The organism is Succinivibrio faecicola (genome assembly GCF_019448115.1).
GTDB lineage: Bacteria > Pseudomonadota > Gammaproteobacteria > Enterobacterales > Succinivibrionaceae > Succinivibrio > Succinivibrio faecicola.
This window is the reverse complement of record NZ_JAGFNY010000001.1, coordinates 198,694-223,801: the sequence shown is the minus strand read 5'-3', so window position 1 is coordinate 223,801 and position 25,108 is coordinate 198,694. Positions and strand designations below refer to the sequence as shown.

The window sequence follows — 25,108 nt, the reverse complement described above, 5'->3', positions numbered from 1 at the left end:
GAATATAAATAATATTTACTGGAGATAAAAGTGTCATTAAAACTAGCAATATACGGTTACGATACAGACATTGGTAAACTTGTTTTAGAAACAATTGATGAGCAGAATTTTGAACTTGATGATCTTTTTCCTCTAACACCTTTAAGCGGTGAATATGATGCAGTGAGCGTACGTGGTCAGAACTACTTTGTTCAGGCAGTTGATGAATTTGATTTTTCAAAGGCAGATGTTGCCTTATTCTTATCAACAAAAGATGAATCAGAACGTCTTGTATTAAAGGCAAAAGAAAAAGGTTGTGTAGTTGTTGACAACAGCCATCTGTTTTCAGGGGATAAGAATACCTGTACCATTGTTCCTCAGATCAATGATTATGATGTAAAAAAAGCAATAGAGAATAAACTTGTAATTCCAGCTCTTGCTCCATCAGTAGAGCTTATTCTTGCACTTAGTGTTCTTCATGATGAGTTCGGAGTTGACAAGGCCAACGCAACAGCTCTTGAATCAGTATCCGAGTTTGGTCAGCTTGGAACACAGACTCTTGCTCATGAGTCAACTCTTCTTTTAAATGGTATGGCATCAGATCACCAGGGATTTAAAGCACAGCTAGCATTCAATCTTCATTCACATATAGGTGAAGTTCTTGATACAAATTTTACAGATCATGAAAGTACCATTATTTCTGAGACACAAAGAGTTCTTGGAAAGTTTACAAGAGGTCTAAATGTTACATCAGTTCTTGTGCCTGTATTCTATGGCCATACAATGGTTGTAAATGTAGAGCTTGAACAGGCTGCAACTTTAAGTGAGGTTCAAAAGGCTTTTGCTGATTCTGAATATACAGAGCTTTGTGAAAACGACAGACTTTTATCTCCTGTTGAAGATGCAATCAACCAGAGAAAAGTTCTTGTAAGCAGAGTAAGACAGACTGAAGGGTCAAAAAAGTCATTCAGTTTTGAACTGATGATGGACAATTCACGTTTTGGTGAAGCTATCAGTCTTGTTGAAATTATTAAACTTATCGCTAAAAATAATTAATCTTGCACGATTTATGCATGAATATTTTCAAAATGCGATCTAGCTTAATTTTGACGATCGCAATTTTGGTAAAATACAAATATGCATTATAGGGGTAATAATCGATGCATTGGTTAAAAAAGAACAGCTTGGTAACGGCTTTATGTTTACTGTTTCCTCTGTGCGCCTTAAGTGCCGATGAGGATGGTACATTCACTATTACAATTCAGGGGCCTGAAACAGAGCAGGCAACACCTGTAAATCGTACAAGACGTACTGCTACACAAAGGCGTAGACTGACTGTCACAACTCAGACTCCAGCAGCTCAAGCTGCAGCTGCTGCACAGCAAAGAGCAACTGCTACAGTTTCTCCAAATGCAAGAAGAACTGTTCAAAGAGTGCAAAATTTGCCTGCTTCAACCCCTAATCAGGCAAATGCAGCCACTTTAAACAACCAGTCAACCAATGCTACAGCCAATGCTCCTGTAAATTACAGATCATATGCAATCAAATCAGGTGACACTATCTGGTCTATTGCTTCCTCATTCATTCCTGAGGATAAATCTGTTAATGAATTCCAGATTATTGCCTCCATTTACAGAAATAATCCTAATGCATTTGCAAATTCAAACGTCAATAATTTGTTAAAAACCACCATCAGAGTTCCTGATAATGCAGAAATTGCACGTGAGGATGAAAAGGTTGGCGGCAGACTTTTAAAGCAGGGCACTCTTGTGATGCCTCCTTTAAAGGCAAAAAATCCTGCAACTGTTCAGAATACCAATCTACAAAATCAGTATGTCAGTGCTGAAAGGCGTCCTGATGATTCACAGAATGAGGCAACACTCTTATCTGGCAAGGATCTGAACAAAAACGATGTTTCAGGAGATGAGGATATTCCTTCCTATACTGCAATGGAAGCAAAAGTAAAAGAGCTTCAGGAAAAGAAGGAACAAGAAGAGCTCAATCGCGTTATTCCTATTGATGGTGCAAAACAGGATCAGGTAAAACAGGATTCAATTGACAAACTGCAGTTTGCCGGCGGTTCAAATGATATTGATGGCACAAAGCAAAAATCTGTAAAAGATCAGGTTGAAAATCCTCCTGTAATTATTCAGATTCCAGATGGACATCAGCAGTCTTTAGATGTTGATGCTATCAAAATCATGTTAGAGGGCAACAAGACAGCTCTTGAAGAGAAGACCAAAGCTATTGAAGCACAGATGGCTGAGGTTATGGACAGAGTTAAAAAGACTTCAGCTGCAACTGCAAAGACAGCAGCGGACAGTGTTGCAACTTTAGCAAATCAGTATGATCACATCATTGCAAATATTCAGCAGGATCTGATTGAAATCAAGGGAAATCTTACCAAGTTATCTCAGGATAATGAAAGGATCAGAGAAATGGTCCTTGCAAATGATGAGAAACTTGAAGATATGATGCTTCAGATTTCAAATTACACTGTTAATGCCTCAGACTCTGGTGTTGATCTTAACCGTCCAATCATGTTCATTCTGTTTGGTACAGGTCTTTTATCACTGGTTCTTCTGATTATCTTCTTTATCTTCAAGAAGCAGAACAGAGATAGAGCCTATTCTCTTGGCGATGATTTTGATGTTGAGGATTCAAGCTCAGAGAACATGCTGTTAACTGATGAGAACAGTGTCTTTGAGTTTGATGCTCCTCTTGAAGATTCTGATGATGAACCAATAGAAGAGCAAAAACAGTCAACTGAAAATGCTAATGCTATAGATGCACCATCAGATAATGTAAAACAATCTGATATTCAGTCTCAAGAGGTAGAAAATACAGACAATTCTCAAAGCGGTGAGGATAATGCACAAAAAGCCTGGGATGAGGCTGCTAACACTGATGCTGCTGAAGAAAACAAGAACAGTAAAGATGTTATGGACGACTGGTCTCAGGCTTTATCTGAGCAACAGAATGCTGAACAGTCAACCGTTGATGTTGATAATGACTCATCAGACATGGCAGATTGGAATGAAGCTTTAAAGGAGCATGCTGCTGACAAGACTGACGATTCTCAAATATCAGATGGCAATGATTTGTCTGCATGGGATGAAGCTTTAAAAGAACAGTCAGGTGAAAAGGATAATACAGGTGAATCTGATAACTCTTCTGATATGTCAGCCTGGGATGAGGCTTTAAAGGAGCAGACAGGTCAGAGTTCTGATGATTCAGCAGATGATGTATCTTCTGATGCAGAAGGTGAGCCAAATGATGCTATTGAAAATGAATCAGTTGAAGCTGTTGAGCCATCAGCAGATCTTGCCGCATGGGATGAGGCTGTAAAGTCACCAAAATCAGATGCATCTGATGATAAGTTCAGTGAGGATAGAGTAATTCCTGATGAATCAGAGAATCTTGATAGTCTGTTCCCGGATGAAAATAATAAATCACGTTCTTCAAATCCACATGAAAATGTGAAACTTAATGAAAATATGACTGAAGCTGATGCAATTGCAGCCGCTATGGCGAGTGCTATGAATGCACAGTCTTTAGATGATACAAAGTCTCCTGATCTTTCAAATGCTCATGAAGAGAATGAAGAAAATACTGAACAGACTGAGACTGATGCAGATACTACAAATCAGGAAAATGCAGATATAACAGATATTGAAGATGTAGCTGATGAGTCTAATACAGATATAGCAGATATCGAAGATGTAGCTGATGAGTCTAATGCAGATATAGCTGATATTGAAGATATAGCTGATGAGTCTAATACAGATATAGATGTGAATGAGCAAATTGAAAATACTGTTACAGAAAATACTGACTCAATAGCTGATAATTCTGATTCACAGATAGATGAGCTTAATGAAGCTTTAGCTGATGCAAATTCAGCTGATAATTCAGATAATTTATCAGAAGATAATTCAGAGAATTTATCAGAAGATAATTCAGAGGATTTATTAGAAGATAATTCAGAAAATTTATCAGATGAGGAAAAATCTTTACTGGATTCACTCAATAAGGCAGATACTACCGATAAGAGTGTTATCCCATCAGAAGATGAAGCTGTACAGATTGCAAAGACAGAAGTTCTGACAAATGCTCAGCATGATGCATCTTTGGGTATTGGATCAAATGTTGATACTGTTCTTGATGACGATCTTGATCTTGAGTCACTGCTTGATGAAGATTCAAAAGAAAACAGTGAAGATAAAACATCAATTGATAATGCTCAGATTGATACTGATAATTCATCAATTCAGGATGATGCAGTTGATGATACCCAGGCAGTAATTGATGATGTAAATCAGGATATAGTTTCAGATACAGAAAATGATGTAATTTCTGAGACTGCAAGTGAAGGTGCTGCTGATTCTGATATTGAATCTTCAGATGAGAATTTATCTGATATTGAGAGTGAGGATACTCAGGTTACAGATACAGATGAAGCAAAAATCAGTGAAGATAATGATGATACAAAGACTGTATCATGGAATGTTCCTGAAGATGAGGATGAAATCGTTGAAAATGAAATGAATCATTCAATCAGTGAGTCTGACTCATCACAAACAGATGAAGATTCTGCTGCTTCTGTAAACGAAGATGCTTCTGACAACGAACTTCAAAGCTCAAGGGAGGATTTACAGGAGCTTGAGGCACGTATCGGATCAGCAGGCTCAATGTACGATCCTGATGCAGACAATGACATTATGAATATGTTAAGTCCAGCTTCTTTAAATGAAGATGTACCTTCTGATGATACATTCAGTTCTGATGATATTACCAATATGCTTCAGAGTGCATCAAAGAGCACACCTGATATAACCAGCAGAATAAATGAGATTAAGTCATCTGTAGACACTGATGTGAAGATTGATGAAAATACAAATCAGGATAATGTACTTGAACAGGTATTTGACAGAATCGGTCCTATCACAGCTATTGATGAAGAGCCTTTTGAAAGTGCCCAGAGTGCAACATCAAAAGAGCTGACTGCAAAGGAGCATCAGTACTATGTAGATGAGCTCAATCTGGCTAGACTTTATTTTGAGACTGGCGATACTGAAGAGGCTATCAAGATCATTGATGATGTCAAGGAGCATGGAAGCGACGATCTCAAGCTGGAGGCTATAAAGATAATTGAGTCTTATGGTAACTAAAGAAGAATATTTAGGTATAGACAGTTCTAATCTTGTTAAATTTCAAAATCCAGGCGAAAGCCTGGAATTTCTTGCAGAAGCATCATCCTTAAAGGCTCTAAAAGCTCTTATCGATGATGCTTCTTTGCATGGATTTGACCTGTGCGTTGCATCAGCATACAGAAGTTTTGACAGACAGTTTGCAATTGTCGATGACAAATTCAAAGGTAAAAGAGCAGTTCTTGATGAAAATGAACAGCTGCTAGATATATCAGTGCTGTCAGATGAAAAAAAGGTTTTAGCAATATTAAGATTCAGCGCTGTACCAGGTTTTTCAAGACATCATTTTGGAACCGACTTTGATATATATGCAAAAAACTGTTTAAAAGATGGTGCAAAGCTTCTGCTAACTGCAAATGAATATGAAAAGGGCAGTTACTTTTATGAGTTTGGACTGTATCTTGAAAAAAGTCTTGAAAAATTTGGCTTTTCAAGACCTTTTAGCAAAAGAGATCTGTTTGGATATGAACCTTGGCATATCTCATATGAAAAAAGTGCAATGAAGGTTATTCAGAGCTTTGATATAAATGCTGCGATAGCTTATCTTGAAAGTTTTGATGAACCATGGGTTAAATATGCTGTTGAATATGTAAAGGAGCATAAAGACAGAATTTTTGGTGAGATTTATGGAAAATAAGATTTTAAATACTGTTATCATTGGATCGGGACCTGCAGGTTACACAGCTGCAATATACTGCTCAAGAGCTATGCTAAATCCTGTACTTATAACAGGTGCAGACTTTGGTGGACAGCTTGCAACTACACCTGAAATTGAGAACTGGCCTGGCCGTTCTGACAGTCCTGATGGTGCAAGTTTAATGGATTCACTCTTCAATCATGCAAAAAAGCTAGGTACACAGTTTGTTTATGATACTGTTGTCTCCTGCTCATTAAAAGGTGAGATCAAGACACTTACATTATCATCAGGTGAACAATTACAGTGTAAAAGTGTAATTATCTGTACCGGTGCAAAGGCAAAATATCTTGAGTGCAAAAATGAAGATCTGTACAAAGGTCATGGAGTATCAGCATGCGCTACATGTGACGGTTTCTTTTTTAGAAACAAAACAGTAGCAGTTGTAGGTGGCGGCTCAGCTGCATTTACAGAGGCTTTATATCTGTCTTCTCTTTGCAAGAAGGTCTATCTTATCCATAGAAGAGACTCATTTAGAGCAGAAAAGGCTCTTGTTGATAAGTTAAAAGCTTTGACAGATAAGAATGTACAGTTTATTTTAAATGCAAAAGTCGATGAATATACTGGTGATGGTGGTACATTAAAAGGTATCATCCTGGATGTAGACACAAATAAACAAAAGCTGTCTTTAGATGGTGTTTTTGTGGCTGTAGGTCACAAGGCATCTACAGAGATCTTCAAAAATGATCTTGAACTTGAAAACGGTATTATAAAGACCGGGTATTCTTATGCAACATCTACATCATGTTCTGGCGTATTTGCAGCAGGTGACTGTGCCGATGACACATACCGTCAGGCTATTACATCTGCAGGAACTGGCTGTATGGCTGCTCTTGATGCAGTTTCATATTTAGAAAAACACTAAAAGATCAGGTAAAAATGATACAGGATTTAGAAGACTCTGTTTTTAAAAACGAATTTTCACTTAGACGAGAGCCAAATGACAATGATCAGGTTTTTGTTTTTGATAACAGATCTGTTCTTACAAAAGGTGATGGCAAAGACTGTCAGATTTCTCTTCCTTATGCTAAAGATTTTGATAAAAAAAAGCTTATTTATCTCTTCTTGATAGACGATGTAGCCTACTATCTTTTTAAAGGCGATGAACGAACTGTTGATATTGCAGGCTTTACTTTCAAGTCTGTTCAGATCTTCAGACAGGCAAATCCAAAAAATACATGCTTTGCAGGATTTACTGCATATCATCTTTATGAGTGGTATTCAAAGAATCATTTCTGTGGTCGCTGTGGTTGCAAAGTAGTTCATTCAGAAAATGAAAGAGCTTTAATCTGTCCTGAATGCTCAAATGTTGTATATCCTAAAATTGCACCTGCTGTTATTGTAGGAATTACAGATGGCGACAAAATAGTTGTTACAAGGTATAACGGAAGAGTCTATACAGGATTATCTTTAGTTGCCGGTTTCTGTGAAATCGGTGAAAGCTTTGAGCAGACTGCAATTCGTGAGGCTTTAGAGGAAGTTGGCCTTAAGATTAAGGATTTAAAATACTTTGGCTCTCAGCCATGGGGTGTTGATTCAAATATTCTTGTAGGCTATATGGCTAAAGTTGATGGTTCCACAATAATAAAAAGAGATCAGAATGAGCTATCCGAAGCTTTGTGGGTTAGCAGAGAAGAAATTGAAGCTCAGGATGATCCGATATCTCTGACAAAACTTATGATTGCCTCATTTAAGAAGAACGGTTATTGATCTACAAAATATTATTTCTCCTTTATGGTGCACTGTAAAAACTCATATTTGAATAATGTATAATTGCAGTGCATTTTTTAAGGAGAAATCATGGAATCAGTTTCAGTTGGCGTCTTATCATTACTGCCACCTCTAATAGCAGTTGTTCTTGCTCTTGTTACAAGAGAAGTATTCTCATCTTTAATCATCGGTATCCTTTCAGGTACTCTTATCTATACACTTAAAACCGATGGTAATGTTGTTGTAGATACTGTACAGACTGCAATTAAAGTTATGGGCAACAAGTTCGATCTTAATATCGTTCTTTTCTGCTCACTTTTAGGTGCTTTAGTTTATATCATTTATCTTGCTGGTGCCTCAAGAGCATATGGTGACTGGGCAACCAAAAAGATTAAAGGTAAAAAATCAGCACTCTTATCAACATCTGCATTAGGTGCATTTATCTTCATTGATGATTATTTCAACTGTCTGACAGTTGGTACAGTCATGAAGCCTATTACTGATAAATATAAAATCTCAAGAGCAAAGCTTGCCTACATTATTGATTCAACCGCAGCTCCAATCTGCATTATTGCACCTATTTCATCATGGGCAGCAGCTGTTGGCTCTAATCTAAAATCAACAAACGCATTTGAATCTGACATTGGTGCCTTTGTAAGTGCGATTCCTTGGAATTTCTATGCAATCTTGTCACTTATTATGGTTGTGATTGTCTGTCTGTTCTCATTTGATTTCGGTCCTATGAAAAAAGCAGAAAAAGAATGTCTGGACGGAGTTGAAATTACCAATGATACTCGTGATGAGTCATTTGACAAGGTAAAAAGAAACGGTCGTATCTTTGATATGGTTGTTCCTATTTTTGTACTTATTGGTGCTGCAACATTATCAATGCTGTATACAGGCGGATATTTTGGTGATGATACCGCTTACCATTCATTAGGAGCAGCTTTTGGTAATACAAATTCTTCATTGTCTTTAGTTTTAGGATCTGTAGCCGCACTTTTGGTTTCCTTTGTTATGCTCATTTCAAGAAGAGTTCTGACTCTAAAAGAGTATATGGATGGATTCATTCGCGGTGTTCAGTCTATGATCCCTGCAAATATGATCTTAACTTTTGCTTGGACTATTTCTGGTGTTACAAGAGATCTGCTGCAAGCACCTGAGTTTATTTCATCAATCGTTCAGAACGATCTTGCTTTTGTGGGTGCAATTCTACCTGCAGTTATCTTCGTGATAGCAGGATTTTTATCATTTTCAACCGGTACAGCATGGGGCACTTTCGGTATCTTGATTCCAATCGTTGTGATGGTTGCAAATGCAATTGATCCAAACTCAAGTGAACTTGTGATTATTTCTCTGTCAGCAACACTGGCAGGCTCTGTTTTTGGAGATCACTGCTCACCAATTTCTGATACAACTGTTCTATCATCAGCAGGCGCAGGATGTGTTCATATTGAACATGTATACACGCAGCTACCATATACAGCAATTGTAGCTGCATGCTCATTTGTAGGTTATGCTGTTGCAGGTGTTACTCACAGTTTTGCTGCAAGTTTCCTGACAGCTTTCGCTCTTATGATTGTATCTGTTATTTTTATTGCTAAAAGAGCAAAAGCTAAGTAATCATTGCACTTTTCCATAAATGGCATCGATGATAGAAGATTGTTTTGATCTTCAATGCAAAGGTGCCATTTATTATGTAGGCTGCAAGGCCAGATTATGATGTGGCCATATAACAAAAGAGAGTGATCATATTCTTTTTTTTCTATGGAGCAGTATCATTTGTTGGATACTTTCATTTGCTATATATACATCATTTTGTCTAAAATAGGATTGTAAGATGATTTTGGAATATAAAGATGAGCGAGAGAAACTTAAAAAGGCTACCTTTAGGAATTGGAAATGATAGTTTCATAGATATCATTACTAAAGGAGGATATTATGTTGATAAATCCTTATACTTAAAAACAGTCTTTACCAATATCTCTCCAGTAATCCTTTTTACAAGACCAAGACGTTTTGGAAAAACTCTTTTAATGGATATGTTCAAATCATTTTTAAGAGTTGCACCTGATGGTTCTGCAAACAGAGAGTATAAAGAAAAACTCTTTGATGGTCTTGAGATTCTAAATGATAAAGAATTTACAGATAAATACCTAGGACAGTTTCCTGTTATTTCTATTACACTTAAAAACGTATATGGTGATACATTCACAGAAGCTTATGAAGCTTTTGCCTATGTGATATCTAATTTATCTAGTGAATTTGATTTTTTACATGAAAGTAATAAGCTATTAGATTCAGAAAAAGAATCATTAAGAATACTACAGAATGTTAATCAGTTACGTTCATTAAATAATAGCTTTTATATAAAAAATTTTTTAGAATTCTTATCAAACTGTCTTTATAAACACTATTCAAAAAAAGTCATTATCCTGATTGATGAATATGATGTACCTTTAGCAAAGGCTTCTGAAAAAGGTTACCACGATAAGATGGTGACTTTGATGACTTCATTTTTTAATGTAATGAAAAATAATTTTTATGCAAATGAAAAAGCAGATTTGCCTATAGAAAAGATAGTACTCACTGGCTGTTTAAAGGTAGCAAAGAACAGTATTTTTACAGGTGTAAACAATCTTTATGTGAATACAATTCTGTCTGAAAGTCCATCATTTGATTCAATGATAGGCTTTACAAAAGATGAGACTGTAAAGATATTAAAGGACTATGAACTTGATGATTACTTTCCTTTTGTAAAAGAGAATTATGATGGTTACAGATTCAATAAAAAGGAAATGTTCTGTCCATGGGTTTTAGTTTCTTTTATTAAAGATGCCATAGAAAAGAAATCACAGAATATCAAGGTTAATGCACCAAACTACTGGATAAACTCAACATCAAGCAACGCATTATTATCATATGTTGGATATCTTACAGATGAAGATAATGAGAATATGCAAAAGCTTATGGATGGTGAGTGTATAGAGACCACCATCAATGATTCAATGAACTATGATGATTTATCAATGCACAAAGCTGAGGATTTCTACACATTATTGCTTTTTACAGGATATCTTACTGTTGATAGCTACAGAACAGAGAATATTTCTGGAGAAGATAAGACAGTCTACTCACTTAAGATCCCAAACAGAGAAATCCGTCAGTGTTTTATAAAGAACATAAAAGAGCACTTTGATACTATAGTAAATCAAGGAGAGAATAAGGCAAAGCTTATAGCAAAAGCTCTGTTTGAAGGTGATAGTGAAAGTGCATCAGATAACATCTTTGACCTTTTAAAATCATATGTATCAATAAGAGATTTTGCAACAAAGGCAAAGAAAGAGAACTTCTATCATGGATTCTTATCAGGAATATTTACAAACTGTTCAAACTTCATAACTGACTTTAAATCAAACAGTGAATCAGGTGATGGTTATGCTGATTTAATATTCATGGATGAAAGACAGAAGAAAGTAGTTATCCTTGAGATTAAAGCAGTAAATTCAAAAAAAGAATTACCAGAAGGTACTCAAAAGGCACTCAAGCAGATAGAAGAAATGAGATATGCAGATGAGTATCTTGATGATTCATCAGTTAAAGCTATCTACTGCTATGGCATCAGTTTCTATAACAAGCAGTGTGAAGTTTCCTGCAGAAAAATTAAATAAATCAGACTATTCATTATTTTGATATTCTTGTCTGAAAATCATTACAAGTTTATATAACATTTATTTTTGGAGAATTTTGTTTATGTCAATGCCAGAGCGTTACCATCCTGAATGTCCACCAGATGCACACAAGGTTATTAGACCACCATTAAAGGAAGTTCATGCACTTTTATGTGTAAAGGTTAATGACACTGAAGAAGCAAACGGTATGGACAATGTCTGCGATATTCTGTCACTTATGAACAAAAAGCCTCTTATTGTCTGCTCTGAAAAAATGAAAGAGCTTATTAAGGCAAGTGCTGCACAGGCTGAAATTGAACCTGAATTTGTTGTTGTACACGAAAATAACAAAGCTTCAATATCATATGCAGATGGCTCTGTAAGTAACACTTTTGATTATTATGACTTTGCAGATATTCAAAAGGATTATCTAAAACATCTTGAAGAAAAGTGTTTAATCTGTCTTGATACCATGTCAATGTTTACATTACGCTCAATTTCAACAGTATTTCCTTGGGATGAGCTTTTAGCAAACCAGTTCTTAGGTCAGTATATAAAGGCAAGATCTGAGCTTACTGACAGTGACATTAAACTTCTTGAAGATGTTCGTTACGGAAGATTTGATGCCTTAAAGGTTGAAGAGGAAAGTAAAACTGCATATCAGTTCTTAAGACTTGAAAGAAAACTATTCTTACAGTATCCAACCGAAGATGATTAATCTTACTAAAACACAGAAACTTGCACAGGCTCTCATTCAGAGAGCCTCTGTTACACCTGATGATAAAGGATGCCAGGATATTATTGAAGATCTGTTGAAAAAGGCTTCATTTAATACAGTAAGACTTAACAGCAACGGTGTAACCAATCTTTTAGCACTGCATGGTGCTGCGTCTCCATTCCTTTTGTTTTTGGGCCATACTGATGTTGTTCCTGCAGGAAATACAGAAGAATGGACATATGATCCTTTTGATGGATTTTTAGAAGATCTAGGTGATGATGTGATCCTTCACGGTCGTGGAACACAGGACATGAAAGGATCTGATGCTGCCATGTGCATGGCTTTGTGTCAGTTTGTTGTGCAGAATCCAAATCACAAAGGAACTGTAGGTCTTTTGCTTACTTCCAATGAGGAAGGAGATGCTGTTGGAGGCACTCCTTTTGTTGTTGAGTATCTAAAAGAGCATAATCTTATTCCTGATTACTGCATTGTAGGTGAACCTAGCTGTTCAAAGGAATTTGGAGATACCATCAAAAACGGTCGCAGAGGCTCTATTACAGCTCACATTACAGTAAAGGGCGTTCAGGGACATGTTGCATATCCTGATCGTTGTGATAATGCAGCGCATCATGCAGGTGCACTTATTAAGGCACTGTCTGAAACACAGTGGGATGAAGGTTCTCAATTCTTTCCAAAAAGCTCATTTCAGGTAACAAATATCAGTTGTGGCACTGGTGCTGAAAATGTCGTACCAGGCTCATGTTACATCATGTGCAACTGGAGATATTCAGATCTGTTAAACAAAGAGCTGATTGAGAGAAAAGTTACATCAATTGTAAAAGATCTCAAACTAGACTGTGATATAAGATATGTAGTTAATGGACTTCCTTTTGTAACAAAGGGCGGAGAACTTCTTGATGTTTTAAAAGAAGCTATCAGTTTGCACACTAAGGTTAATCCATCACTTTCAACTGCAGGTGGTACCTCAGATGGTAGATTTATAGCACCTTTAGGAACAAAGGTTGTTGAATTTGGACCACTGTCTACTCATATTCACAAGGTAAACGAAGCTGTTTCTTTAAACAGTCTTGAAAAGTTAAAAGACATCTTTGTTACAACTCTAGAAAAGCTTTTCTAAACAAGCCGTACTCCTTGATTTTTGAGGAGTATGACTTTTAAAGCAATCATAATTCGTTGATTTTGAAAAATATACTTGCACACAATTTGTTAATAATTTTGACTGCTACGTGTGGCTGAAGCCAGGGTGGCGGTACTATCAGGTAAAAATGTGCTGATTGTATAAAATCATCCGTAAAAATTCTTAAATAAATCAAATATCAATTCACAAAAATTCAAAAGTTCATTACAATAAACAGATAGTTTTATATTCATTTTTTTAAAGGAGTTTCTTGTGGAAACCCAAAAGCAAGAACCAGAACAGATTAAAAACGAAGTGCAGTCATTAGATATCGAGAAAAAAGAGACTGTTTCAGAGGATGGCACACGCTTAGAGCATATTAAAGAGGCTCTTGAGATTTTATATAAAACCTTCCCAAAGGCATTTGTAAAGGATGGTGATATCAAGCCATTAAAGATTGGTATCTTTGATGATATTAAGGATAGAGCTTCTTCAATTGAAGGTTTATCACTGTCTAAAGTGCGTTCTGCTTTAAGAATGTATACAACAAGACTTAAATATCTGTACAGTCTAAAGGCTGGTGCTCACAGAATAGACATTGACGGCAATGAGATTGAAGATGTTGTTAATGCAGAGCATGAAGCTTATGCAAAAGAAAAGATTTCTCAGATTAATGCAAAGCGCAATGTAAACAAGAAACCTGTTCGCAAGGATAACAAAAAGAATTTCAAGCAGAACAGAGTTCAGGGAAAGGGCGCAAGAAAGCCATTCAAGGTAGATGGTATCAAGGGTACACAGGATAACTTAAAGCTTGGTACAAATGTTCTTGTATTAAGTTCAGAGCAACGCTTTGTTCGTGGTGTTGTAGCTCAGGATGCATCAAAAGATACTGTTAGAGTAACTCTAAATTCAGGTCTTACTCTCACCTTACCTTTAGATAGAGTTCTTCTTCCAAAGACTTCTAATTAGGTTTTCAATTGAAAAACATTTTAAAATTTGCAGTGACCGGTCTTGTACTTGGTTGCTGCTTTAATGCAAACGCAAAACTTACAGTTCCAACCTTTGAGCAGATGCCTGTTCTTGCGCCAGAACAGAGACATTCTGTTTCATGTCTTAGAATCTTTAACTATTTTACAAGAGCTCATTATAAGGTTGTAACTACAGATAATGCCTTTACCAAAAAGGTAATTGATCGTTTTGTAACATATCTTGATTACAATCATTCCTTATATACCAAAAAAGAAATTGATGAAATCTATGCAAATGCGCCATCAATTCTTCAGGGATTGGAAAAGTGCTATCTTGATTATCCTTATGCTGTATATAACGAGAACATTAAAAAGCGTTATACAAAATACAAATATATGCTCTCGTTACTTGACAAGGGTATTAATCTTAATACTGACAAATCAATTGAGATAGATAGAACAAAAGCTGAATTTGCAAAGGATGAACAGGAATTAAAGAGTCTCTGGGAAAAAGAGCTCATTAATGATTATGAGGTTCAGCTGTTAAACGGTAAGTCAAAGGAAACTGCACTCAAGCGTATCAAGAACAGATATATTGCAGCAATGAACAGAGTAGCTCAGGTGTCATCTGAGGACGTGTTCTCAATCTTTGAAAATTCTTTTGCCACAGCTATCGATCCTCATACAAATTACTTTGGACCAGTTGAGTCTGAAAATTTTAATGATGACATTAATCTGTCATTAGAAGGTATTGGCGCTGTTTTATCACAGGAAGATGAGTTTACAGTCATTGAATCTATTCTTCCAGGATCACCTGCAGAGAAATCCAAAAAGCTCAAACCAAAAGACAGAATTGTCGGTGTAAAGCAGGATAATGGCAAGAGTGATGACATCATCGGCTGGAGACTTACAGAAGTTGTAAAGAAGATTAAAGGTAAGAAAGGCACTAAGGTTATTCTTGAGATTGAAAGAGGTGACGGTGCAACTTCTAAAACCTTTAATGTTGAACTTGTCCGTGACAAGATCCGTTTACAGGACAAGGAAGCTAAGTCAAAGGTTTATGACAGTTACGACGGTAAGAAAATCGGTGTAATCACTATTTCAAGTTTCTATACCGATCTCCATCAGAATGTGCTCCGCGAAATAAACAAGCTTACTAATCAGGATGTTGATGCAATTGTTGTTGATTTAAGAAACAATGGCGGTGGACTTCTTCCTGAAGGTATTTTCACTACAGGCTTATTCATCAAATCAGGTCCTGTTGTGCTTGTCCGTGATGTAAATGCAGAGCAGACAACTTATGACGATACTGACAGCGCAATGCAGTATAAAGGTCCTTTAGTTGTACTGATTAACCGTCTGTCAGCTTCAGCATCTGAAATTATGGCTGCAGCACTTCAGGATTATGGCAGAGCTCTTATTGTTGGTGATAATTCATATGGTAAAGGTACAGTTCAGCAGAGCAGACCATTAACCAGAATTTATGATCTTAAGGATTCACACTTTGGCTCAATTCACTACACAATAGCTAAGTTCTATAGAATAAATGGCGGTTCCACTCAGCTTCGTGGTGTAACTCCTGATATTACTCTTCCAACCTTGATTGATGTTACAGAGTTTGGTGAGAAATCAGAGCCAAATGCTCTTGAATGGGACAGCATAAAGCCAAGCGAATATGATCGTTATATCAGTGCTGCCAATATAACCAATATTGTTAAGGAGCTTGAGAAGAAGCATAATCAAAGAATTGCAGCCGATCCTGTATTCAATGTAATAAAAAGCGAGCAGGAACGATATGCTAAACTCAAGGCAAAGAAGGTATTATCTATAAATTATGATAAACGCCTTAAGCTGTTTAAAGAAGATGAGGCAGTAAATCTTGCCAATACAAATACAAGATTAAAGGCAATGGGAAAAGATCCTGTAAAGAATGTTAAGGATATTCCTGATGACTTTGTTTTTGACGATCCTCTTTTAAAAGCATGTGTGAATATTGCATCTGATTTTTCTGCTATTGTAAAAGAGCAGAATATTGATTTGAGTGCACAGGATTCTACACCGATACTGCTTAAATACAGAAACGAGGAATAATACTAATAAGCCTGGTTTTTCCAGGCTTTTTAGACACAGGATATAAAATGGAAAAGAAGACATTTAAAGCAAAAAAGCGTACAGACTATAAAAGCCCGGATTTTACAGTTACCAATATTGATCTTACCTTTGAACTTGATGATACAAAAACAAAGGTAACTACAGTTGCTCACTACGTACGTCTTACTCAGGATAAAAAGGCTTCGCTTGTTCTCGATGGTGAAGAGCTGGTTTTAAAGTCTGTTAAAGTTGATGGTGTAGGTGCTAAATATAAAGAGCATGACAACAAACTTGAAATTTCATCTGTTCCTGATGAGTTTGATCTTTATATTGAAAATGAGATTAATCCTACAGCTAACACCTCTCTTATGGGCCTTTACAAATCTGATGGTGCATTCTGTACACAGTGTGAGCCTGAAGGTTTTAGAAGAATAACTTATTTTCTTGACAGATCAGATGTACTTGCAAAGTACAGAGTAAAGATTGTCGGTCCTGAATATGGCTGTGGTGTTTTACTTTCAAACGGTAATTTAATTGAGCAGGGTAAGATAAAGAATCGTCCTTTTGCTGTGTGGGAAGATCCTTTCCCAAAGCCAAGCTATCTGTTCGCACTTGTTGCAGGTACCTTTGATATAGTAGAGGATACATTCAAGACAAAATCAGGCCGTAATGTTGACTTGAAGCTTTATGTAGACAGAGGTGCTGCACTTAGAGGTCAGTTTGCAATGCAGTGCATCAAGGAGTCTATGAAGTGGGACGAGGACAGATTCAATCTTGAATATGATCTTGATAATTTCAAGGTTGTGGCTGTTGATTTCTTCAACTTCGGTGCAATGGAAAACAAGAGTCTTAATGTTTTCAACTCAGTTTATGTAATGGTTGATCCTGATACTGCTACCGATACAGCTTTCTATAATGTACAAAGCGTAATTGGTCATGAGTATTTCCACAATTATACAGGTGACAGAGTTACTTTAAGAGACTGGTTTGAGCTGTCATTAAAAGAAAGTCTTACTGTATTTAGGGATCAGGAATTCAGTTCAGACTGTGCAAACAGAGCTCTGACAAGACTTCATGCAATTAATGTAATTAGATCTTCACAGTTTGCAGAAGATGCATCTCCTATGGCTCATCCTGTACGTCCAGAACAGGTTATGGAGATGAATAACTTCTATACAGTAACCATCTATGACAAGGGTGCTGAAGTCATTCGTATGATTCATACTCTAATTGGTGAGGAAAAGTTCAAGAAGGCTTTGAGCTACTATCTTGAAAAATATGACGGCCAGGCTGTGACCATTGAAGATTTTCTTGTATGTATGGAAGAAAAAGGTGAAATTGATTTAACACAGTTTAGAAGATGGTACACTCAGGCCGGCACTCCAAATGTTGATGCTAAATGGCATTATGACAGGGAAAACTCAAAGCTTGTATTAAAGCTCAGTCAGCATACAAATCCAACTCCTGATCAGAGTGAGAAACAGCCTTTCTTCATGCCGATAAGAATATCCTTCCTTGATAAGGATGGCCATGAGGTAAGACCAAAAGAGCTTTCATTCAAGGATTATATTGTTCTTAATGAATCAGAGCAGGAATATACCTTTACATTAAGAGAGAATGTTCTGCCTGTTCTGCTTTGTGATTTTTCAGCACCTGTAAAGCTAAATGCACCATATACAACAGAAAATCTGCAGCATATGATGTCATTTAGCGCTGATCCTTTCATTAAGGTTGACAGTGCTGTAAATATGCAAAAGCAGTATGTTCATGAGAATATTAAGAATCTTAAGAATGGAGCTGCCGTTACAGATCCAATCGAGCTTATATCATCATACAGACAGCTTTTATCAACAGTTGATGAAAATACCGATCTGATTTTGCTCAATGAAACTATGAAGATACAGTCAGTTTCTTCATTAATGGAAACTTTTGACCACATCGAAATAGATCAGTTATCAGCTGCAAGAACAATGTTGGTCAACAAGATTGCCTGTGCATTAGAGAAGGAATTTAAAAATCTATACAGCAAGGTTAGAGCATCAAGTGCAAATTATTCAGTTGACAATATGGGCAGACGCTCTGTAAACAACAGTGCTCTTCATATGATTGTTACTGCACTTTGCTTTAAGAATGAGCACTCAAAGGCATCTGATCTTGTAATGAATCATTATAAGAACAGCAATAATATGACTGATAAGCTTCAGGCTTTAACTGATGCAACTCATTTTGATCTGGCATGCAAGAGTGCTATTCATGATGATTTTGAGAAGAGATATTCAAACAATGCACTTGCTTTTGATAATTTCTTCAGAGCAAATGCTACAGTTGAAAGCTACAAGGCAATTGATAATGTAAAAGCTCTTATGAAGCATCCTTCATATGATGGCAATAATCCAAACCGTGTAAGAGCTCTAGTTGGAGCTCTGGCTCTGTCTAATCCTGTTGCTCTTAATGATATCTCAGGAGATGGATACAGACTCTTGTGCTCTGAGGTAAAGCGTCTCAATTCAATTAATGCAAGCGTAGCTGCAAGAATTCTGACTCCTATGTTAAGTTTTTCACGTTTTGATTCTCAACGAGAATCTATGATTAGACAGGAGCTGAAGAATCTTATGGCGCTGCCAAATCTTTCTAAATCTATTTATGAAAAGGTTGATGCCGCACTTAAGGAAAGATAATGTTCGGATACAAAAGCTATAGATTCTCAATGGCTGTTACAAAAGATCAGCTGTTAAATGTTTATTCAGGAGCAGTAAAACGATTTCGTGTAAGAAGCGTGGAAGGTCTTGTTCTTGATATTGATGCAAAACATTTAAGACAGTTTACAACTGAAGATGGAATCTATGGGCTTTTTGAGCTTACAACAACAGCAGATAACAAATTTCTGAAAATAACAAAGATAAGGTAAACGACAATGCAGTTTATTCCATACAGCTTATATCCCTTACTGGTAAAACCATTAATCTTCTGCATGGATCCTGAAAGGGCACATGATACTCTGATTAACTCAGCAGCTCTGATTTCTCAGAAGAATCTGACAAGTATATTCAAACAGGAGGTTGCTAATTCTCCTGTTGAGATTATGGGACTTAAGTTTAAAAATCCTGTAGGTCTTGCAGCAGGTCTTGATAAGAATGCTGAGGCAATAGACTTTTTTGGCTCTTTAGGTTTTGGCTTTATCGAGGTTGGTACTGTAACACCAAAAGCTCAGGATGGTAATGAAAAGCCTAGAATGTTCAGAATCAAGGACGCTGAAGGCATCATTAATAGAATGGGCTTTAACAACAAGGGTGTTGATAATCTTGTTGAGAATCTAAAGACTGCAAACTATGACGGCATTATTGGCGTAAGTATCGGAAAGAACGAGACAACTCCTGTAGAAAATGCTCTTAGTGATTATTTAGAGTGCATGCAGAAGGTCTATCAGTATGCTGACTATATTGCCATTAATGTATCATGCCCTAATACTCCAAATCTTACTAAGCTTCAGGCAAAAGAGCCTTTAGTAAATCTGTTAAAGCCATTAAAGCAAGAGCAGAAGAAGCTACAGGAGAAATACGACAAGTATGTTCCATTGGTTGTCAAGATTTCTCCTGATCTTGATGATGAGGCTTTAGAGAATATCTGCTCTGTATGTATGGAGCTTAAGATGGACGGTATGACTTGTACAAATACAACTGTATCAAGACAGATGGTACATGCTCTTGATCATGCAAATGAGTGGGGCGGACTTTCAGGACAGCCATTAAGAGAGCTTGGCAATAGAGTATTGAAGAAAGTTCATGAGCTGACTGATGGTAAGATGCCATTAATTGGTGTCGGTGGTGTAACAGATGCAATATCAGCAAGAGAGAAATTTGCTAATGGTGCAAGTCTTGTTCAGCTTTATTCATCATTAATTTACAGAGGTCCTGTTGTAATTAAAAAGATTATAGCTGCTTTATAAGTGCATTTGTAAATTAAATTTTTAGTTTTATTAACATCTGACATTATCAATCTGAAATGTCAGATTTTTTTTAGTGAATGCACACTAATATTGCAAAAACATCAAAAACAACTAAAAATGCAACAATGGTCAAATAATATTGACAGTTTGTAAAATTTAAATTAAATTATTGTTGTGATGTGGTTAACATTACATAATTAAACATAATGAGGAATATATTATGAAAAAGTCTTTATTAGCTTTAGCAGTAGCTTTTGCAGCAACTAACGCAAGTGCTGTAACTGTATATGATAAGGATAACACTTCATTCGCAGTTGGCGGTCGTGTTCAGTCTGTAGCTTACAATGGTGCATATGAAACCGCAGGTGATCATGATGCAGGCTTAGTAAATTCAGCTCGTTTAAACTTATCTGGTAACACCAAGATAAATGATTATGTTTCAGTATTCGCATTCTCAGAGTGGAATATGGCTGATGGCAACAAAGCTGCAACTGGCGATTCAATCAACACACGTGATCAGTATGTTGGTGCAGATTTTGGTTCATTTGGTAAAATCTTAGCTGGTAAGGCATTTGATGCTTTATATGCTGTTCAGGCTGCAACCGACGTATTTGAAGATACTGCATGTATTGACAATGCAACTGCAGCTGATCGTCGTACCGGTATGTTCCGTTATGAATTTGACAACAACGGTTTCTTTGCATCTGCATCATTCAATACAGCATCTAATAACGCTCTTGTTGCAGGCAAAGAATTAGAGGTTGAGCAGGGGTATGCAGCATCAGCAGGTTATACCTTTGATAATGTTGTATTCGGCCCATTAGCATTCAAGGGTGGTTTCACCTACGTTGAAGGTCAGGACGATGAAACTGATACTTACATCAACAACTTTAAAGAGTTCAAGGGTTCAGCATTCTCTGTAACCTGGGGTTCTTTAGATTCAGGTCTATACTTAGCTGCTTTATACAATACTCACCACAAGACTTCAAACGATGGTCGTGCTGATGTATACGGTAGCAACGAGCACGTTAAGGGCTATGAGTTAGTAGCAGGCTACACTTTTGACTTTGGTTTAAATGTTTTAGCAGGTTACGAAGTTAGAGATTCTAAGATCAAGAATGTTAATGGCGTAACTCCATCAAAGGTTGTACGCCGTGTTCCTGTATTAGTTAACTATCAGGTAGCTCCTTCATTCAACATCTGGACTGAAGCTGAGTTCGATGCAAACTCAAATTCATACGCTAATGAAGATGTTCACTATTCTAAGGAAGATAGAGGTACTAAGTTCTCAGTTGGTGCACGTTACACCTTCTAAGATATTTTCTATCTTATAGAATAATAATGACCCCGGCTAATGTCGGGGTTTGTTTTTTTGGGCATAAATTTGTTGTGATACAGCTTTTACTTTTTAAACTTAAATTACTAGATCTTCAGTTAATTGGCATAAAATACTATCATCAGTAATTATATATAAATATTGGAAATATTATGAAAAAGTCACTAGCTCTTGCAGTTAGCTTAGCAACACTTGGTATGGTTGCTAATGCTGCTACAGTATACGATAAGGATGGTACTACACTTGCCATTGGCGGTAGAGTACAGGCTGTTGCATTCAACGGTCATTACAATTATGCAGGTGAGCATGATGATTCACTTGTTAATTCTGCACGTTTGTCAATGTCTGGTAAAACCAAGGTTTTAGATTATCTGTCAGCAATTGCATTCACTGAGTGGGATATGGCAGATGGTCACAGCGCTAAGATAGGCGACAAAATTGCTTCTCGTGAGCAGTATGTTGGTGCTGATTTTGGCAAGTTTGGTAAGGTTATTGGCGGTAAGACCTTCGATGTAAACCGTGCTGTTCATACAGCAACCGATATTTATGAGGATATCGATATTCAGAATGATTTTGGTTTAAACGGTGATCGCCGCAATGGTATTATCCGCTATGACATTAATAACAGCGGTTTCTTTGGCTCTGTTCATGCTCAGATCGCATCAGATGATATCAAAGTTTTTGGTAAGAAGTTAGATGTTGAAAGTGGCTACGGCGCAGCAGCAGGTTACACCTTTGACAATGTATGCTTTGGTCCATTATCAGTTAAGGCTGGCTATTCTTACTTAAAGGGCCAGGATGATGATGTAAAAGGCAGAGATGAATTTGATTTTGCTGATGCAAAGCATACTGTAGCATCTGTAGCTTGGGGATTACCAACAACTGGTTTATATCTAGCAGGCTCTGCATACAGATATGACTCTGAATTTAATAAGCTTTCTGCAACTGCACTTAAAGAGCAGGTGTTAAAAGGCTATGAGCTTGTTGTAGGTTATAGCTTCGATAGTGGCGTTGCTCTTATCGCAGGTTACAATCACATGCAGGCAACAATCAACAAATATAACGGTAAAGAAGAAGATTATACCTTCAAGCGTGTTCCATTACAGGTACGTTACGCATTCAACAGTAACTTCAAGGTATGGACCGAAGCTGAGTTCGATGCTGGCTCAGATGATAAGAGAACCTCAATTAACCCAATAAACGGTAAGGATAAGTTAAATCGAGGCACTCAGTTATCAGCTGGTGCAAGATATACCTTCTAATAAGAAATTCTTTTAAACAAAGTCGTAAAACCTGGAGGAGTGATCTTTCAGGTTTTATTTTTGCTCTGATGAATAGATTAATTCATTATCAGTCTCAAGAAAGGCAGAAGGCATCAAAAAGGCTCCATTAATTGCTGGCATATTAATAGTCTTCCATTTAAGAGTAAATTCAGGGAGCTCCTGTCTGATAGCATCGTAGATTAGGGTAGTACAGTACATTCTTTTATCACTGTTGCTCATACTGTCTGATACAAGATAGAATTTCTGACCAATTTTCTGTTTTGCGTTTAATGCTATCTTTTCTCTTACATTAACTGGTATGTTTTTTAATCTTATGATCCTTACTGAGTGTGCAAGATCAAAAGAAATGAATTCATCAAGAGTTGTCTCACTTACAGCTTCATTAGTTTCTTCATCATTTGAAGCATGAGTTACTAAAATTACATCTCCAACAGATGTGATAATGCCAATATGACTAAACTTACTGTCAGATAACTGCGAAATAATCTGACTTTGAACGGAAGTTCCCTCTCTTAATACAAGATCACCAATCTTAATTTTTTCAGTTATGGCTGTATCAAGTTCTCTTGGTCTTATATTTTCAGGATCTGATTTTTGGAAAGTAAAAATAATTCCTGCAAGAAAAAGCACGAACAGAAAGCAAAACAGATATGTGTAGAGTATTTTGATTTTCATATTCTGATATGAATCAGTAAAAAATTCTTGTTAAAGGCCATATATGACCTTCCTGTCACAAGTCTCGAGAATCACGTAACTTCGGTCTAGCATCGAGTTTGTCAGTCTGCAAATAAATAATAAGATTGCATTAGTATTTTATGACAAGAATAGAGGATCAAGATCCTCTATTAAATGAAATGTTTATAAGAAATAGTTATAGATTTGGAATAACCTTCCAGTCTTCTTCAACCTTAACAACGGTTAATGTAACCTTTTCATTAGTTGCGTTGTTGAACTTTTTCTTATAGTTGATTTGTACAGTTACCTTTGCAGTATCCTGAGCCTCATTTAATTCAGACTTAAGAACCTCAACGCTCTTAACACCACCTGCTTTTGCTTCCATATCTTTAGCTACTTCTGGTAAGAAAGCATTTAGTTTTTCTTCAGCTTTCTTGCGCTGTTCCTTTTCAGAACGTTTATCCTTGATATAGATAGTATCAAGAACAGTATCTGTATCAGCTTGAAAAACAGCTTCCATATAGGTAACAGCAACCTTTTCATATGGTTTTGAATCAGAGCATGCTGCAATAGTAAATACAGAAAGTACTAAAGTAACTACAGAAAAAAGATTAAATAGACGTTTTAACATAATTAACTCCTTAAAGAATATAGATTCATTTTACTCCTAGAAACATTAAAAAAAAATTGCTCTATGTCAGTAAATAAGTAATTTATGCATATTAACTAATAAAAAGCTAAATAATCAAAAATATAATAAAAAACGAAAAGAGCAGTAATGAAAAGTAATAATAGTAAAACATGCTGTTAAGAAATATTCATTACATTTGAAAATGCCTTGATATGTGATCCAGAGATCATGATTTAATAAATTTTGGTTATTTTTAGTTTATTTTTTGAAAAACATAATATAAAATGAAAATAGATTACAATAATTTCAAAAACACTATAAAAAGGCAGCAAATACAAATGATTATAAATCCATCTCACAACTGTACCTGGTCGTACAACAATGGCAAACTGGTAATCAATCTTACAACAGATGATGGCGAAAGCTACCAGTTAGATACTAACTACAGAGTAGATGATTTAGATGTAAGGCCTGAAAATAATGAGCCTTTCTGTGTATTTGATGCAAATTTGTTAACAGAATACCAAGACGGTATCTCAAAGCTGATAAGCGATGAAGGTACAGTTCTTTCAATCGGACTAAGAGCAGTAGCATGTATGCGCTTTGCAAGAGTCGGTTGCCCTTATTCAAAATTCTTTACTCCTGTGTCAAGCAGACAGATTGTTCCTGGCAAAGGAATGTTTGTGAATATTTATTCAAAAAACGGTAATTACGGTCACTGCATTGTTCTTGATGAAAAGGATGCAGATGGACTTGTAAGATTAATGCTGCTTAGTGAAGAGCTTGAAGTAATGGAGAATAGAGGATTTTCAAACGGAATGATGATTAGAGTCGCACCTGAATATGTATGCAGGTACGAAGAGCATATGCTCAAATATGCATAACAGTTTTCTCCTAATTTGCTGTAGTTCTTAACGTTAGTTAAGACCATTCTCTCCCTTTGAGACGCTCCATCTCAGAGGGATTTTTTTTATCTTTATAATCATATCTTTTAGCATTAATACAACATTCAAATGTGTTTAAATGATAAGAATCCAGATAAATGAATATAGAGTAGT

The 25,108-nt window shown here is 36.3% G+C and carries 19 protein-coding genes; 17 read left to right on the top strand and 2 right to left on the bottom strand.

The features are described from left to right. Nucleotides 1–30 precede the first annotated feature (30 nt). From J5V48_RS01090 to J5V48_RS01015, 16 genes are all read left to right on the top strand, one after another. Entirely contained in the window at nt 31–1,035 is a 1,005-nt protein-coding gene (locus J5V48_RS01090) for an Asd/ArgC dimerization domain-containing protein (RefSeq protein ID WP_219936059.1), read from the top strand. 104 nt (nt 1,036–1,139) lie between these two features. Then, the gene (locus J5V48_RS01085; protein WP_219936056.1) at nt 1,140–5,150 is read left to right on the top strand and encodes a hypothetical protein; all 4,011 of its coding nucleotides are present in this window, start codon (nt 1,140–1,142) and stop codon (nt 5,148–5,150) included. Then, nucleotides 5,140–5,826: a M15 family metallopeptidase gene (locus J5V48_RS01080; protein ID WP_219936054.1), complete on the top strand. Its 687-nt coding sequence runs from the start codon at nt 5,140–5,142 to the stop codon at nt 5,824–5,826. Before J5V48_RS01085 ends, J5V48_RS01080 begins: the two co-directional genes overlap by 11 nt. Beyond that, nucleotides 5,816–6,748, top strand: a complete 933-nt coding sequence (gene trxB, locus J5V48_RS01075; protein ID WP_219936052.1) for a thioredoxin-disulfide reductase — start codon at nt 5,816–5,818, stop codon at nt 6,746–6,748. Before J5V48_RS01080 ends, trxB begins: the two co-directional genes overlap by 11 nt. 14 nt (nt 6,749–6,762) lie before the next feature. After that, nucleotides 6,763–7,593 (top strand): NAD(+) diphosphatase, encoded by an 831-nt coding sequence (nudC, locus tag J5V48_RS01070; protein ID WP_219936050.1) that lies wholly within the window; start codon nt 6,763–6,765, stop codon nt 7,591–7,593. 90 nt (nt 7,594–7,683) lie between these two features. Further along, nucleotides 7,684–9,216 (top strand): Na+/H+ antiporter NhaC family protein, encoded by a 1,533-nt coding sequence (locus J5V48_RS01065; protein ID WP_219936047.1) that lies wholly within the window; start codon nt 7,684–7,686, stop codon nt 9,214–9,216. A 236-nt stretch (nt 9,217–9,452) separates the two neighbouring features. After that, nucleotides 9,453–11,264: an AAA family ATPase gene (locus J5V48_RS01060; RefSeq protein ID WP_219936045.1), complete on the top strand. Its 1,812-nt coding sequence runs from the start codon at nt 9,453–9,455 to the stop codon at nt 11,262–11,264. Nucleotides 11,265–11,346: 82 nt separating this feature from the next. Next, nucleotides 11,347–11,982, top strand: a complete 636-nt coding sequence (locus J5V48_RS01055; protein ID WP_219936043.1) for a hypothetical protein — start codon at nt 11,347–11,349, stop codon at nt 11,980–11,982. Continuing rightward, nucleotides 11,975–13,120, top strand: a complete 1,146-nt coding sequence (dapE, locus tag J5V48_RS01050) for a succinyl-diaminopimelate desuccinylase (RefSeq protein ID WP_219936041.1) — start codon at nt 11,975–11,977, stop codon at nt 13,118–13,120. Before J5V48_RS01055 ends, dapE begins: the two co-directional genes overlap by 8 nt. Nucleotides 13,121–13,393: 273 nt before the next feature. Continuing rightward, nucleotides 13,394–14,089, top strand: a complete 696-nt coding sequence (locus tag J5V48_RS01045; protein ID WP_219936038.1) for a ProQ/FINO family protein — start codon at nt 13,394–13,396, stop codon at nt 14,087–14,089. Between the two features lie 8 nt (nt 14,090–14,097). Beyond that, nucleotides 14,098–16,179, top strand: coding sequence for a carboxy terminal-processing peptidase (locus J5V48_RS01040; RefSeq protein ID WP_219936036.1), 2,082 nt, complete (start codon nt 14,098–14,100; stop codon nt 16,177–16,179). Nucleotides 16,180–16,226: 47 nt separating this feature from the next. Beyond that, complete coding sequence (gene pepN / locus J5V48_RS01035) at nt 16,227–18,857, top strand: aminopeptidase N (RefSeq protein ID WP_219936034.1); 2,631 nt, start codon at nt 16,227–16,229, stop codon at nt 18,855–18,857. After that, nucleotides 18,857–19,087: a DUF2835 family protein gene (locus tag J5V48_RS01030; protein ID WP_219936032.1), complete on the top strand. Its 231-nt coding sequence runs from the start codon at nt 18,857–18,859 to the stop codon at nt 19,085–19,087. Before pepN ends, J5V48_RS01030 begins: the two co-directional genes overlap by 1 nt. 6 nt (nt 19,088–19,093) lie before the next feature. Then, complete coding sequence (pyrD, locus tag J5V48_RS01025; protein WP_219936031.1) at nt 19,094–20,125, top strand: quinone-dependent dihydroorotate dehydrogenase; 1,032 nt, start codon at nt 19,094–19,096, stop codon at nt 20,123–20,125. 220 nt (nt 20,126–20,345) lie between these two features. Then, the gene (locus J5V48_RS01020) at nt 20,346–21,440 is read left to right on the top strand and encodes a porin (protein ID WP_219936029.1); all 1,095 of its coding nucleotides are present in this window, start codon (nt 20,346–20,348) and stop codon (nt 21,438–21,440) included. Nucleotides 21,441–21,613: 173 nt separating this feature from the next. After that, nucleotides 21,614–22,723, top strand: coding sequence for a porin (locus tag J5V48_RS01015; protein ID WP_219936027.1), 1,110 nt, complete (start codon nt 21,614–21,616; stop codon nt 22,721–22,723). A gap of 54 nt (nt 22,724–22,777) precedes the next feature. On the opposite strand, the gene J5V48_RS01010 is transcribed toward J5V48_RS01015, so the two are convergent. Both J5V48_RS01010 and J5V48_RS01005 read right to left on the bottom strand, forming a co-directional pair. Continuing rightward, complete coding sequence (locus J5V48_RS01010) at nt 22,778–23,374, bottom strand: YiiX/YebB-like N1pC/P60 family cysteine hydrolase (protein ID WP_219936025.1); 597 nt, start codon at nt 23,372–23,374, stop codon at nt 22,778–22,780. Nucleotides 23,375–23,615: 241 nt separating this feature from the next. Continuing rightward, on the bottom strand, nt 23,616–24,050 hold the full coding sequence (locus tag J5V48_RS01005) for a DUF4878 domain-containing protein (RefSeq protein WP_219936023.1): 435 nt from the start codon (nt 24,048–24,050) through the stop codon (nt 23,616–23,618). Between the two features lie 338 nt (nt 24,051–24,388). Here J5V48_RS01005 and J5V48_RS01000 point away from each other — a divergent pair, with 338 nt between their 5' ends. Further along, nucleotides 24,389–24,934, top strand: coding sequence for a cell division protein ZapC domain-containing protein (locus tag J5V48_RS01000; protein WP_219936021.1), 546 nt, complete (start codon nt 24,389–24,391; stop codon nt 24,932–24,934). Nucleotides 24,935–25,108 lie beyond the last annotated feature (174 nt).

Bases quoted from the DNA above. Each gene is read 5' to 3' on its own strand.
- J5V48_RS01030 (WP_219936032.1), top strand. From the start codon at position 18,857: ATGTTCGGATACAAAAGCTATAGATTCTCAATGGCTGTTACAAAAGAT.
- pyrD (WP_219936031.1), top strand. From the start codon at position 19,094: ATGCAGTTTATTCCATACAGCTTATATCCCTTACTGGTAAAACCATTA.
- J5V48_RS01085 (WP_219936056.1), top strand. From the start codon at position 1,140: ATGCATTGGTTAAAAAAGAACAGCTTGGTAACGGCTTTATGTTTACTG.
- J5V48_RS01080 (WP_219936054.1), top strand. From the start codon at position 5,140: ATGGTAACTAAAGAAGAATATTTAGGTATAGACAGTTCTAATCTTGTT.
- trxB (WP_219936052.1), top strand. From the start codon at position 5,816: ATGGAAAATAAGATTTTAAATACTGTTATCATTGGATCGGGACCTGCA.
- J5V48_RS01065 (WP_219936047.1), top strand. From the start codon at position 7,684: ATGGAATCAGTTTCAGTTGGCGTCTTATCATTACTGCCACCTCTAATA.
- J5V48_RS01055 (WP_219936043.1), top strand. From the start codon at position 11,347: ATGTCAATGCCAGAGCGTTACCATCCTGAATGTCCACCAGATGCACAC.
- J5V48_RS01005 (WP_219936023.1), bottom strand. From the start codon at position 24,050: ATGTTAAAACGTCTATTTAATCTTTTTTCTGTAGTTACTTTAGTACTT.
- J5V48_RS01020 (WP_219936029.1), top strand. From the start codon at position 20,346: ATGAAAAAGTCTTTATTAGCTTTAGCAGTAGCTTTTGCAGCAACTAAC.
- pepN (WP_219936034.1), top strand. From the start codon at position 16,227: ATGGAAAAGAAGACATTTAAAGCAAAAAAGCGTACAGACTATAAAAGC.
- dapE (WP_219936041.1), top strand. From the start codon at position 11,975: ATGATTAATCTTACTAAAACACAGAAACTTGCACAGGCTCTCATTCAG.
- J5V48_RS01060 (WP_219936045.1), top strand. From the start codon at position 9,453: ATGAGCGAGAGAAACTTAAAAAGGCTACCTTTAGGAATTGGAAATGAT.
- J5V48_RS01000 (WP_219936021.1), top strand. From the start codon at position 24,389: ATGATTATAAATCCATCTCACAACTGTACCTGGTCGTACAACAATGGC.
- nudC (WP_219936050.1), top strand. From the start codon at position 6,763: ATGATACAGGATTTAGAAGACTCTGTTTTTAAAAACGAATTTTCACTT.
- J5V48_RS01015 (WP_219936027.1), top strand. From the start codon at position 21,614: ATGAAAAAGTCACTAGCTCTTGCAGTTAGCTTAGCAACACTTGGTATG.